At 73.6% G+C, this 11,894-nt stretch carries 12 protein-coding genes and 1 pseudogene; 9 read left to right on the forward strand and 4 right to left on the reverse strand.

Annotated features, from left to right (window positions below; genetic code table 11):
• The first annotated feature begins 459 nt into the window (after window positions 1-459).
• From mshA to K7G60_RS24775, 3 genes are all read left to right on the forward strand, one after another.
• Window positions 460-1,827, forward strand: a complete 1,368-nt coding sequence (mshA, locus tag K7G60_RS24765; RefSeq protein WP_225803147.1) for a D-inositol-3-phosphate glycosyltransferase — start codon at window positions 460-462, stop codon at window positions 1,825-1,827.
• On the forward strand, window positions 1,820-2,314 hold the full coding sequence (locus tag K7G60_RS24770) for a YbjN domain-containing protein (RefSeq protein ID WP_225803148.1): 495 nt from the start codon (window positions 1,820-1,822) through the stop codon (window positions 2,312-2,314). The genes mshA and K7G60_RS24770 overlap by 8 nt, the downstream gene beginning before the upstream one ends.
• A gap of 121 nt (window positions 2,315-2,435) precedes the next feature.
• On the forward strand, window positions 2,436-4,091 hold the full coding sequence (locus K7G60_RS24775) for a glycoside hydrolase family 55 protein (protein WP_225803149.1): 1,656 nt from the start codon (window positions 2,436-2,438) through the stop codon (window positions 4,089-4,091).
• On the opposite strand, the gene K7G60_RS24780 is transcribed toward K7G60_RS24775, so the two are convergent.
• Entirely contained in the window at window positions 4,075-5,031 is a 957-nt protein-coding gene (locus K7G60_RS24780) for an AraC family transcriptional regulator (protein WP_225803159.1), read from the reverse strand. The two genes, K7G60_RS24775 and K7G60_RS24780, sit on opposite strands and share 17 nt — an antisense overlap.
• Window positions 5,032-5,139: 108 nt before the next feature.
• On the opposite strand from K7G60_RS24780, the gene K7G60_RS24785 reads away from it, so the two are divergent.
• The gene (locus tag K7G60_RS24785) at window positions 5,140-6,066 is read left to right on the forward strand and encodes an MBL fold metallo-hydrolase (protein ID WP_225803150.1); all 927 of its coding nucleotides are present in this window, start codon (window positions 5,140-5,142) and stop codon (window positions 6,064-6,066) included.
• Here K7G60_RS24785 and K7G60_RS24790 read toward each other — a convergent pair.
• Entirely contained in the window at window positions 6,056-7,354 is a 1,299-nt protein-coding gene (locus tag K7G60_RS24790) for an MFS transporter (RefSeq protein WP_225803151.1), read from the reverse strand. The genes K7G60_RS24785 and K7G60_RS24790 overlap by 11 nt on opposite strands.
• Window positions 7,355-7,479: 125 nt before the next feature.
• Here K7G60_RS24790 and K7G60_RS24795 point away from each other — a divergent pair, with 125 nt between their 5' ends.
• The 4 genes from K7G60_RS24795 (at window position 7,480) to K7G60_RS24810 (ending at window position 10,340) form a co-directional block, all read left to right on the forward strand.
• On the forward strand, window positions 7,480-8,241 hold the full coding sequence (locus tag K7G60_RS24795) for a phosphoglyceromutase (RefSeq protein WP_225803152.1): 762 nt from the start codon (window positions 7,480-7,482) through the stop codon (window positions 8,239-8,241).
• 393 nt (window positions 8,242-8,634) lie between these two features.
• Window positions 8,635-9,309, forward strand: a complete 675-nt coding sequence (locus tag K7G60_RS24800) for a hypothetical protein (protein ID WP_225803153.1) — start codon at window positions 8,635-8,637, stop codon at window positions 9,307-9,309.
• Window positions 9,310-9,432: 123 nt separating this feature from the next.
• Window positions 9,433-9,786 (forward strand): hypothetical protein, encoded by a 354-nt coding sequence (locus tag K7G60_RS24805; RefSeq protein ID WP_225803154.1) that lies wholly within the window; start codon window positions 9,433-9,435, stop codon window positions 9,784-9,786.
• An 86-nt stretch (window positions 9,787-9,872) separates the two neighbouring features.
• Window positions 9,873-10,340 (forward strand): GNAT family N-acetyltransferase, encoded by a 468-nt coding sequence (locus K7G60_RS24810; RefSeq protein ID WP_225803155.1) that lies wholly within the window; start codon window positions 9,873-9,875, stop codon window positions 10,338-10,340.
• Between the two features lie 38 nt (window positions 10,341-10,378).
• On the opposite strand, the gene K7G60_RS24815 is transcribed toward K7G60_RS24810, so the two are convergent.
• Window positions 10,379-10,531 (reverse strand): hypothetical protein, encoded by a 153-nt coding sequence (locus K7G60_RS24815; protein WP_225803156.1) that lies wholly within the window; start codon window positions 10,529-10,531, stop codon window positions 10,379-10,381.
• Window positions 10,532-10,622: 91 nt separating this feature from the next.
• A complete protein-coding gene (gene phoU / locus K7G60_RS24820; protein ID WP_225803157.1) occupies window positions 10,623-11,303 on the reverse strand; it encodes a phosphate signaling complex protein PhoU in 681 nt (226 codons plus the stop codon).
• A 263-nt stretch (window positions 11,304-11,566) separates the two neighbouring features.
• On the opposite strand from phoU, the pseudogene K7G60_RS24825 reads away from it, so the two are divergent.
• Window positions 11,567-11,894, forward strand: a pseudogene (locus K7G60_RS24825) (two-component sensor histidine kinase); the annotation flags it as partial.

Genomic DNA, 11,894 nt, shown 5'->3' on the forward strand with positions numbered 1-11,894 from the left:
CCTGGCCGGGCGGCCGGGAGCCGCCCTCGGCGGACTGACCGGGAGCCGTCCCGGCCGGACCGGCCGGGAGCCGCCCCGGCCGGATCAGCCAGGACCCGTCCCGCCGGGCGACCGGGACCCGCCCCCGCCGGGGCCGGGACCCGCCCCCGCCGGGGCCGGGACCCGCCCCGCCGGACGGCCAGACCCCGCCCCGGCCAGATCAGCCGGGGCCCGCCCCGCCGGGCGACCAAGACCCGCCCCCCGGACGGCCAGATCCCGCCCCGCCGACGGCCAAGAGGAGGCCTCTCGGCCCCTCCGCCCGGCAACGAATTGGCAAAGCACCCCTTCCGTCGGAAATGAAAGGGGCCATTCCGGTGTTGTGGCGGCTGGAGGACGCCCGCGCCCTCCACCTGCCATGCCCGACCAGCTCAGCCCAGCCCCGGGGCCCGTGAACGGCCCCCGAGCGGAAGGACCGCCGACGTGAGCCAGTACGTGTCCCGGTTCGCCGGTACCCGGCACCGGCACCCGGCGCCGGCCAGGCTCCGGCTCCCCGGCCGGCACCGCGCCCCCCGGCGCGTGGCCATGCTCAGCGTCCACACCTCGCCGCTGCACCAGCCCGGCACGGGCGACGCGGGCGGCATGAACGTGTACATCGTCGAGCTGGCCAAGCGGCTCGCGGCCATCGACATCGAGGTGGAGATCTTCACCCGGGCCACCACCGGCGGCCTCCCGCCGGTCGTGGAGCTGACCCCGGGCGTGCTCGTGCGGCACGTGGACGCCGGCCCGTACGAGGGTCTGGCCAAGGAGGAGCTGCCGGCGCAGCTCTGCGCCTTCACGCACGGCGTGATGCAGGCGTGGGCGGGCCACCGTCCCGGCCACTACGACCTGGTGCACTCCCACTACTGGCTCTCCGGCCACGTCGGCTGGCTCGCCGCCGAGCGCTGGGGCGTCCCGCTCGTCCACGCCATGCACACCATGGCGAAGGTCAAGAACGCCGCGCTCGCCGAGGGCGACACGCCCGAGCCCGCGGCCCGGGTGATCGGCGAGACGCAGATCGTCGCCGCCGCCGACCGGCTGATCGCGAACACGGCCGAGGAGGCCGACGAGCTCGCCCGGTTCTACGAGGCCGACCCCGGCAAGATCGCGGTCGTGCACCCGGGCGTCAACCTCGACCACTTCCGCCCCGCCGACGGGCGGGCCGCGGCCCGTGCCCGGCTCGGCCTGCCGCAGGACGCGTTCATCCCCGTCTTCGCCGGCCGGATACAGCCGCTGAAGGCCCCGGACATCCTGCTGCGCGCCGCCGCCCGGCTCCTGGAGCAGGACCCCTCCCTCCGCTCCCGGATGGTCGTCCCGGTGGTCGGCGGCCCGAGCGGCAGCGGCCTGGCCAAGCCGGAGCAGCTGCAGAAGCTGGCCGCCAAGCTCGGGATCTCGGACGTCGTGCGCTTCCACCCGCCGGTGGGGCAGGACCGCCTCGCCGACTGGTTCCGCGCGGCGAGCGTCCTCGTGATGCCCTCGTACAGCGAGTCCTTCGGCCTGGTCGCGATCGAGGCGCAGGCGGCCGGCACCCCGGTCGTCGCGGCGGCGGTCGGCGGTCTGCCCGTGGCCGTACGGGACGACGTGACCGGCTTCCTGGTGCAGGGGCACGACCCGGCGGACTACGCCCGGGCGCTCGGCCGGTTCGCGGCGGACCCGTCGCTGTCGGCCCGGATGGGGCAGGCGGCGGCGCTGCACGCGAGTTCCTTCGGCTGGGACACGGCGGCCTCGGGCACGGCGGACGTGTACACGGCCGCCGTGCACGACCACCGGCTGCGCGAGAACCGCCGTCGCGTACGCTCGCACCATGGCTGAGGACGTTCGGCGGATCATCGAGGACACCTTCAACGACGCGGAGCTGGACTGGGAGGCCCCGGAGCCCGGCTCGTACGTCGTGAAGCTCCCGGGCACGCGCAAGCTGTTCACCACCCTGTCGCTCCGGGTGGGCCGCCACTCCCTCTCCCTCAACGCCTTCGTCATCCGGCACCCGGACGAGAACGAGGCGGGCGTCCACCGCTGGCTCCTGGAGCGCAACCTCAAGCTGTACGGCGTGAGTTACGCGGTCGACGGCCTCGGTGACGTCTACCTCGCGGGCAAGCTCCCGCTCTCCGCCGTCACGCCGGAGGAGCTGGACCGGCTGCTCGGCTCGGTCCTGGAGGCGGCGGACGGCGACTTCAACACGCTCCTGGAGCTGGGCTTCGCGTCGGCGATCCGCCGGGAGTACGAGTGGCGGGTCTCGCGCGGCGAGTCGACCCGCAACCTGGACGCGTTCAGGAACCTGACCCAGAAGCCGGCGAGCTGACCTGAGTCGAGCTGAGGCGGAAACCTGTCCCCCTGCCCCTTCACGCGGGGGGCTTCTGCTGCCATGCTCACGCCCGACGCAGATCTGAACACCGTTCATGTACGTGAAAGGGCTCAGGTTCATGGCACTCAGCAGAAGGCAGTTCGTCGGCGGCGCGGTGGCGGTGGCGGTGGCGGGGGGCACGGGCGCGACGGGGTTCGTCCCGTCGGTCCGGTCCGCCGGCCTCTGGCGCGAGTTCGAGGCCGCCCCCTACACCCACCCGCAGATCCCCTACGTGGGCCGGGCCGGCGCCCATGCCGGCGCCCGCCGCGCGCCCCGCCCGCCGGTCGTCGCGAACGCCGTCGCCCACGGGGCGACCCCCGACGGTTCGACCGACTCCGCCCCCGCGATCAACCGGGCCCTCGCGGAGGCCGGGGAGCGGGGCGGCGGCACGGTCCTCCTGCCGCCCGGCACGTACCGGATCGACGACTACCTCCGGATCGGCCACAGCGGAGTCGTCCTGCGCGGCGCGGGCTCCGGCCGCACGACCCTGCTCGCCACCCGGAGCCTCACCGAGCTGATCGGCCCGTACGGCTCCCGCTACGGCGGCGACAAGTCCTCCTGGTCCTGGGCGGGCGGCCTCATCTGGCTCTCCCCGCGCGCCCGGCACGCGTCCCTGACCGCCGCGATACGGGACCGGGCCTGGCCCTTCGAGGGCTGGACCGGCAACCGGCGCGACGAGTGGACCACGCTCACCGCCCTCCGCCCGGCCCGCCGGGGCGACCGGAGCGTCACGACCGAGGACCCGTCGGGACTCCGGTCCGGCGACCTGGTCGTCCTCCGGCTCGCCGACGACGCCGGGCACACCCTCCTGGAGCACATGGCGGGCGGCGGGCCCGGCCCCGAGGCGTACGCCTGGGACGACAAGACGAAGCTGACCTCGTACGTCCCCTACGAGCGGCCCGTACGGATCACCCGGATCGCGGGCCGCGAGGTCACCCTCGAACGGCCGCTGCCCCTCGACCTCCGCCCCGAGTGGGACCCCCGACTCGTCTCGGGGGCCGAGCCGCTCACCGACTCGGGGGTCGTCGGTCTCACCCTGGAGGCGGTCGAGACCCCGCAGTCCCCCCACCTCCTCGACAAGGGCTACAACGGCGTCACCTTCCAGTGCGCGTACGACTGCTGGGCCGAGGACGTGGTCGTCCGCCACGTCGACAACGGCTTCGGGCTCGTCGCGGCCTCCGCCTGCACCCTGCGCCGCACGCGCGTGGAGGGGCGCGGCTCCCACCACCCGTACTTCTGCCGGGAGGGCGCGCACGACAACCTCGTCGAGGACTTCCGCATCGCCGCCCGTACCGTCCCGGCCCCTGCCGGCACCCAGCTCCACGGCATCAACGTCGAAGGCCTGTCCAGCCACAACGTCTGGTCGCGCGGGGTCATGGAGATGGGCACCTTCGACACCCACCGCGGGATGCCCTTCGCCAACGTCCGCACCGAGATCACGGTCGAGAACAACGGCCGGCACGGCGGCGACGCCTCCGCCGGGCCGCTCTACGGAGCCCGGTTCGCCCACTGGAACGTGACGGTCACCAACGGCCGGGCCGGCCTGGTGAAGATCGACACCGTCGCCCCGTACAGCGCCACGGTCGGCATCAGCGAGGTCCGCGAGTTCGACCAGACCGACGTCCCCGACTTCACGGGCGACCTCCACGCGCGCGTGGAGGCGTACGGCGGGCCGGGCACGGTCCGCCCGGGAAACCTGTACGAGGCGCAGCGGGCGCTCAGCCGCCGGTGGTGATCCCCGCCCGGTACTGCCCCGGCGTCATGCCGAACTCGCGGCGGAAGGCGTGGGACAGGGCGTACGGCGAGCCGTAGCCGACCCGGCGGGCGACGGCGGCCAGGGGGTCACCGGTGTCCCTGAGCAGGGCGGCGGCACGGGTCAGCCGCCACCAGGCGAGGTACGCCATCGGGGGCCGGCCCACCAGGGCGGTGAAGCGGCGGGCCAGGGTGGGGCGGGAGACGCCCGCCGCGGCCGCGGGGCGGGCGACGGGCCAGGGCGCGGCCCGGGCGGCGGGCAGGGCGCGCAGCGCGGCGGCGGCCGGGTCGGCGTGCAGGGCGCGCAGCGCGGCGGCGGCCACCCGGTCGCCCAGGGCCGCCGGCCAGGCTCCGGCCGTGCTCTCGGCCGTCCAGGACCGGATCATGTAGACGAACAGCAGGTCGAGCAGGCTGGGCAGGGCGAGCGAGGCGCCGGGCCGCCGCTCGTCCAGCTCGCCCTCCAGGAGGCCGATGGCGGCCCGGAGTTCGGGGTGGGCGCCGGCGCGGGCGGGGAGGTGGACGAGGGGCGGGAGTTCCGCGAGCAGCGGGTGGGCGCGGGTGCGGTCGAGGCGGTACTTGCCGCAGAGCATCTCGACCTCTCGGGCGCCCGGGGCGGGCCGGGGCGGTCGTGGGTGGAGGGCCCACCGCTCGAAGGACACCGCCCGTGCGACCGCCGCCGCGTCGGCGGGGGAGTCGGCGATGACGTGCCCGGTGCCGTGCGGGAGCAGCACCGCGTCGCCCGCGCCGAGCACGACCGGCTCGCCGCCGTCGGGCAGCAGCCAGCAGCCGCCCCTGAGGACGACGTGGAAGCCGGCCCCGTCGTACGGGTCGAACCGCGCGCACCAGCGTCCTCCGACCCGTACCCGGTCGGAGGACGGCCGCCCGACGCGTACGGCCGAGATCGCGTCGCTGACCACGTCCACCATGGCGGGGAGCGTACCCCCGTACGGGCCGGGGGTGAGCGTCTCGCGCATCCGGAGGAGCAGGACGGGCATTGAGGGTCTCACTCACCCCTCCCTACTGTCGGTCGCATGACGAACGAGAGCGCACGGAGCATCGTCCTGGGGGACGTCGAGATCGTCCGGGTCGTCGAGTGGCGGGGGCCGTTCGCGCCCGCCCGCACCCTGGTGCCGGACGCCGGGGCCGAGGTGTGGAAGGACGGGGAGGAGTGGCTGGCGCCGGACCACTGGGCGCCGGAGAGCGACAGCGCGGTGATGGCGCTGCAGACCTGGGTGCTGCGCAGCGGCGGACGGACCGTCCTGGTCGACACCGGGGTGGGCGACGGGCGGGAACGGCCGGACTCGCCGCACTTCCACCGGCGGCGGGACGGTCTCCTCGGCCGGCTGGAACGGGCGGGCGTCCGGCCCGAGGACGTCGACGTCGTCGTCAACACGCACCTGCACGCGGACCACGTCGGCTGGAACACGTACGACGGGGGAGGGGACTGGACGCCGACGTTCCCGAACGCCCAGTACCTCCTCACGGCCGCCGACGACTTCCACTTCGGCCCCGGGAACGCGTACGGCGGCGGCCTCCGGGAGGAGGACCGGCTGGTCTACGAGGACAGCGTGGCGCCCGTGCACCGCGCGGGTCTGATCACGCTGTGGGACGGGTCCCACCGCATCGACGAGAACCTCGTCCTGGAGTCGGCGCCCGGCCACACGCCGGGCTCCGCCGTGCTGCGGCTGGCCTCCGGGACCGACCGCGCGGTCTTCGTCGGCGATCTCCTCCACAGCCCCGTGCAGATCCTCGACCCGGCGCGCGCGAGCTGCTTCTGCCTGGACCCGGCCGGGGCGGCGGCCAGCCGCCGCCGGGTCCTCGAACGGGCCGCGGACGAGCGGGAACTGGTCGTCCCCGCGCACTTCGGCGGGGCGGGCGCCGCCGAAGTGCGCAGGGAGGGGGCGGGGTTCGCCGTGGCCGCGTGGGCGGCCTACGGCACCGACGGGGTCAGGCGCTGACGGAGGAGGGAGGGGCGTCCTCGGCCCTGACCGGTTCGGCGGCGCTGACGACGTTCTCCTGGGCCTCCCCGGTCTCGTCGGAGAGGGCCCTGCGCAACCGGGTCAGGTACCCGACGGCGGCGACGACGCCGATCGCGGTGGTCGCGGCCCACAGGACGTCGGGGCCGGGGCCGCCGACGATGGCGCCGGCGCCGATCGGGGCGACGAAGCCGGCGACGGCCCAGGACATGCCCATCACGCCCTGGTAGCGGCCCCGGGCGTGCTCGGGGGCGAGGCGGGCGGTGGCGGCGGCGTTCGTCGGGACGTGGATCATCTCGCCGACCGTCCAGACGACCACGGTCGCGGCGAAGGCCACGGGGGAGCCGGCGAGGGCGGTGGCGCCGGTGCCGAGGGCGAAGAGGAGGGCGGAGAGGGTCAGCAGGAGGACCGGCGAGCGCTTGTCGGTCAGCTTGTTGACGAGCAGTTGGAAGCCGACGATCACGATGCCGTTGACGGCGATGACGACGCCGTACGAAGAAGGGGAGAGGCCCTGGTCCGCCATGGTGAGCGGCAGGCCGATCCAGGGGGCGGTGAAGACGAGGCAGACGAGGAGGTTGAGGAGGACGAGCGTCCGGAAGGGCGCGTCGCGCAGCACGGTGAGCATGCTGACCTTCGCCTCGGCGACCGGCTCGCCCTGCTCGCCGACGGCGGCCTCGGGGCGGGTCTCGGGGAGCCGGAGGAAGACGATGACGGCGCAGAGGGTGGTGGCGACGGCGTCGACGACGAAGAGGGTGCGGTAGCCGAGGAAGGCGGCGGCGCCGCCGCCGATGGAGGCGATGGCGAAGCCGAGGTTGAGGGCCCAGTAGTTGAGGGCGTACGCCCGGCGCACGTCGTGGGCGGGGACCATGTCGGCGATGGTCGCGTTGATGGAGGGGCGGACGGCCTGCATGGCGACGCCCATGAGGAGGACGACGGCGGCGATGGCCCAGGCGCTGGTGACGACGGCGAGGGCGGCGGCGCAGGCGGCGGCCGCGAGGTGCATGGAGACCATGGTGGGGCGGCGGCCCCAGCGGTCGGTGAGCGTGCCGCCCAGCGGGGATCCCGCCACGCCGCCGAGCCCGTGGAGGGCGACGACGAGTCCGGCGAACCAGGCGGAGTGCCCGAGCTCCACGGTCAGGTAGAGGGAGAGGAAGGTCAGGACGAAGGCGCCGGTCCGGTTGACCAGGGTCGACAGCCAGAGCCACCAGAAACCCGGAGGGAGACCGGAGACCGTCTCGCGGGCCGATCGTCTGAGCGAATCGATGGACATGTGAGGCGCCCCCCTGCTGTGTGTAAGCCCTGCTTCCGCCTCCCGTAACTTACGCATCTCAGGGGTCGGACGCCAGCGAATTGACGACGCGCGTCAATCGTCAGCGGTCGATTAGGCTCGTACGCATGGCCGACGCACCGTACAAGCTGATCCTCCTCCGCCACGGCGAGAGCGAGTGGAACGAGAAGAATCTGTTCACCGGATGGGTGGACGTGAACCTCACCGCCAAGGGCGAGAAGGAGGCGACGCGCGGCGGCGAGCTGCTCAAGGACGCCGGCCTGCTGCCCGACGTGCTGCACACCTCCCTCCAGAAGCGCGCCATCCGCACCGCGCAGCTGGCCCTCGAGGCCGCCGACCGCCACTGGATCCCGGTCAACCGCTCGTGGCGCCTCAACGAGCGCCACTACGGCGCCCTCCAGGGCAAGGACAAGGCCCAGACGCTCGCCGAGTTCGGCGAGGAGCAGTTCATGCTGTGGCGCCGCTCGTACGACACCCCGCCGCCGGCCCTCTCCGACGACAGCGAGTACTCGCAGGCCCACGACGCCCGCTACCAGACGATCCCGCCGGAGCTGCGCCCGCAGACCGAGTGCCTCAAGGACGTCGTCGAGCGGATGCTCCCCTACTGGTACGACTCGATCGTCCCGGACCTCCTCGCCGGCCGCACGGTCCTGGTCGCCGCCCACGGCAACAGCCTCCGCGCCCTGGTGAAGCACCTGGACGGCATCTCGGACGCCGACATCGCGGGCCTCAACATCCCGACGGGCATCCCCCTCTCCTACGAGCTCGACGAGGACTTCAAGCCCCTCAACCCGGGCGGCACCTACCTCGACCCGGAGGCCGCGGCGGCCGCCATCGAGGCCGTCAAGAACCAGGGCAAGAAGAAGTAAGAAAAGCGATCACGCCTCCCACCTGCGCATATGGCGCGGATGGGAGGCGTTTTCATGCGCTGGGCCCACTCCGGACCTGGATGCCGGTGCGAGGACCTGGCGATCCTCTGTACGGGGACCTGATTCAGCCCAGGCGCGCTGCAAGCGCTTCTTCCTCCGGCCTCGTCGTCGGCGAAGTGCGGACGTGGCACCACGCGCCGTGGATCTGGGTGGACCTCACGGCACCCGGTGACGGCGAGGGCTGACCGCGACCCCGTGTCGGCGGGGGGTTCCGGGGGCGTACCAGGTGTGTGACATCGCGGGGCGGGGCGCTGTGCACGGCGTCGGCGCGTTGCTACGTTCCCCGCAGCGGCGGCCGGGTGGTGGTCGCCCGTGGAAGAGGGGGACCTCCCGATGAACGCCGACCGTCCCAGACCCGCCGCCCTCGCGCTCGCCGCCCTCGCGCTGACCGTCGTGCTCACCGGGTGCCAGGAAGGCGGTGCCGCCGCCGGCGGTGCCGCGCCCGCCGCGAGCACCGCGGCCCCCGCGCCGACCGGATCGGCCGGGGGCGCCGGGCCGACCTCCGCCCCCTCCGATGTCCCCTCCGCCGCCCCGACCGCCGCTCCGGCCGTGAAGAAGCCCGTCGCCCCGAAGACCGCCGCGCCCGGCTCGACGCCCCCGCCCGCGCCGAAGCCCGAGCCCGCTCCGGCCGGTGGGGACTGCGTCGACTCGCCGCCCGCGCCCGAGGACGTCGACCCCGACGAGTTCGCCCTCTACCGGATCGAGGAACTCGACGGCAGCACCGGCAAGGTGAACCTCGTCGTCCAGCACGGGGCCTGGGGTTGCGGATCGCCCGACTCCGACGGAGCGCCGTTCGTCGTCACCGGCGAGGAGAGCCGTTGGGCCCTCGACCAGGCCGCGTACGTCACCGTCACCAACCCGATCGTCACCAGCACCGAGAACCGGCGGATCGGCGTGCAGGAGCTGATCGACTGGGTGAACGCCCACCCCGACTCGGGGCTCGTCTTCCGGTACGAGACCGGGGACGACGGGGCGATCCACCGTCTCGAAGAGGTCTTCACCCCCTGAGGCCCGTCCTTGCGCCGGACGAGTGAGGGCGAAACCTTCCGGCCGGAGCGTGCCGCTTGGGGGACGGCGGCGGGGGCCAGGAATGGGACGACCTTGGTCGTCTCCACCGAAACGAGAACCCCCGTGCGTCTCCGCCGTTCCGTCGCCGCCGTCTGCGGCGCACTCGCCCTCACCGCCGCCCTGGCTTCTCCCGCCCACGCCGCCACCGGCGACTTCGGCTACTCGTTCGCCGGCCTCGACGGTGAACCGCAGCGGGGCACGCTGCACGACCCGGCGCGCGGCGAGTGCCTCACGGTCCCCGAGGCCGCCGACCCCGGCGCCTCCGAGCCCGCCTTCGCACCGCACAACGACACGGACGAGTACGCGATGGTCTTCACGGGGACCGACTGCTCGGGCGACCACTGGACGCTCCGTCCTCACGGCCGCCCGGCCACCGATCGGTTGAAGCTGCGTTCCGTGTTGTTCTTCCAGCGGTAGCGGGATCCGGCCGCCGTCGGTGTCCGCGCGTGTCCCGGGCCGGGAATTCGCGCGCGGACACCACGGTGACTCGCTACCGTCCCCGCATGAGCACGTCACTCCGTCTGGAGCAGGTCACCCCCGCCACCATCGACGCCGCACTCGAACTGCGCGTCCACCCCCACCAGGAGCGCAACGTCGCCCCCGTCGTGCGCTCCCTCGCGGAGGCGTACGCCTTCGGGGAGAACGCCTGGCCGCGGCTGATCTTCGACGGCGACGAGCTCATCGGGTTCCTGATGGCCTTCCTCGACATCCCCTGGAACGAGGAGAAGGACCCGGACGACCGGCGCAGTGGTCTCTGGCGCCTCAACATCGCCGCCGCCGGACAGGGCAAGGGGTACGGACGCTTCGCCGTCGAGGCCGTGCGCGACGAGCTGCGCCGGCGCGGCGAGCGGCGGCTCTACGTCACCTGGGAGCCCGGCGAGGACGGGCCCGGCGGCTTCTACGACAAGCTGGGATTCCGTACCACCGGAGAGGTCAGCGGCGGTCAGGTCGTCGGCGTGCTCGACATATAGGGAGAAGGGGGCGCGTGTGAACGCGCCCCCCTCACCGGTCAGCCCGAGCAGCCCCCGCACTGGCACGGGGAGCCCGACTGGCAGCCGCAGCCGCAGCCCGAGCCGCAGCCGCAGGCGCCGAGCACGGGCAGGAACACCGCCTCGCGCGGTGCCTCCGGCGTGGCGTCGGTCGTCATGGGGGATTCGGCCATGGGGTCCCTCCCTATTCGAGGCGAGCTTCGCCTCCCCCCATTGCATGCCCACCCGGACCGGCGCATCAACGGCGCATCGGCGCCCGCGCTCCTATGCGCCCTCCACCGGCGCGTCCGACGTCTGCAGCTCGTCCGCGTGCTCGCCCGTCACCAGGTACACGACGCGCTTCGCCACCGACACCGCGTGGTCCGCGAACCGCTCGTAGTACCGGCCGAGCAGCGTCACGTCCACGGCCGTCTCGATGCCGTGCTTCCAGCGGTCGTCCATCAGGTGCTGGAAGAGCGTGCGGTGCAGCAGGTCCATCTCGTCGTCGTCCTGCTCCAGCTGGAGCGCCAGGTCGACGTCCTTCGTGATGATGACCTCAGCCGCCTTCGCCATCAGGCGCTGCGCCAGCTGTCCCATCTCCAGGATGGTCGCGTGCAGGTCCCGCGGCACCGCGGTGTCCGGGAACCGCAGCCGCGCCAGCTTCGCCACGTGCTGCGCCAGGTCGCCGGAGCGCTCCAGGTCGGCGCTCATCCGCAGCGAGGTCACCACGATCCGCAGATCCGTCGCCACCGGCTGCTGCCGCGCCAGCAGCGCTATCGCCCGCGCCTCCAGGTCGTGCTGGAGGTCGTCGACCTTCTGGTCGGCCGCGATCACGCTCTCCGCGAGCTTGAGGTCCGCGTCGAGCATCGCCGTCGTGGCGCGCCCGATCGCCGACCCGACGAGGCGGGCCATCTCGACCAGGCCCTCGCCGATCGAGTCCAGTTCCTCGTGGTACGCGTCCCGCATGGTGTCCCTCTCTACGCAAAACTCCGGGGTCCGGGTGGGGCTTCGGACCCCCACGCTCCCACGTTCGGCCCCCTGTGCGTCCGGTTCCACCCCCTGATGTGAACCGTCACTTTCCCCCAGGTGAACTCTGGGCGACACGCGCCACCCTGCTCGCCGGGGCAAATGAATCACCCGCATCTCCTCGGTGAACTCTGGGCGACGACTGTTCGAGCAGCCGCTCGGACGGCTGGGAGAGTGTCCATGGCCCCGCATAACCTGGAGACATGGACGTGAACGCGGCGGTCGCCGCATTGGCAGCGATCGCCGGAGTGTGCACCGGCGTGATCGCCATGCTGGCGTTCCGCTGGAGCGAGCGCGACCAGGCGCGCCCGACCCGTACCTCACTGCACACCGACGCCGTGCTCCCGCCCGGCGTCGACACCGTGCTGTCCGTGCTGCGCTCCTCCGCGGTCGTCCTCGACGAGAGCGACTCCGTGGTGAAGGCCAGCTCGGCGGCGTACGCGCTCGGCCTGGTCCGCGGCGGCAAGCTGGCCGTCGAACCCATGCTCAACATGGCCCGCGACACCCGCCGCGACGGAGAGATACGGCAGG

This window comes from Streptomyces sp. NK15101 (assembly GCF_020400725.1).
GTDB lineage: Bacteria > Actinomycetota > Actinomycetes > Streptomycetales > Streptomycetaceae > Streptomyces.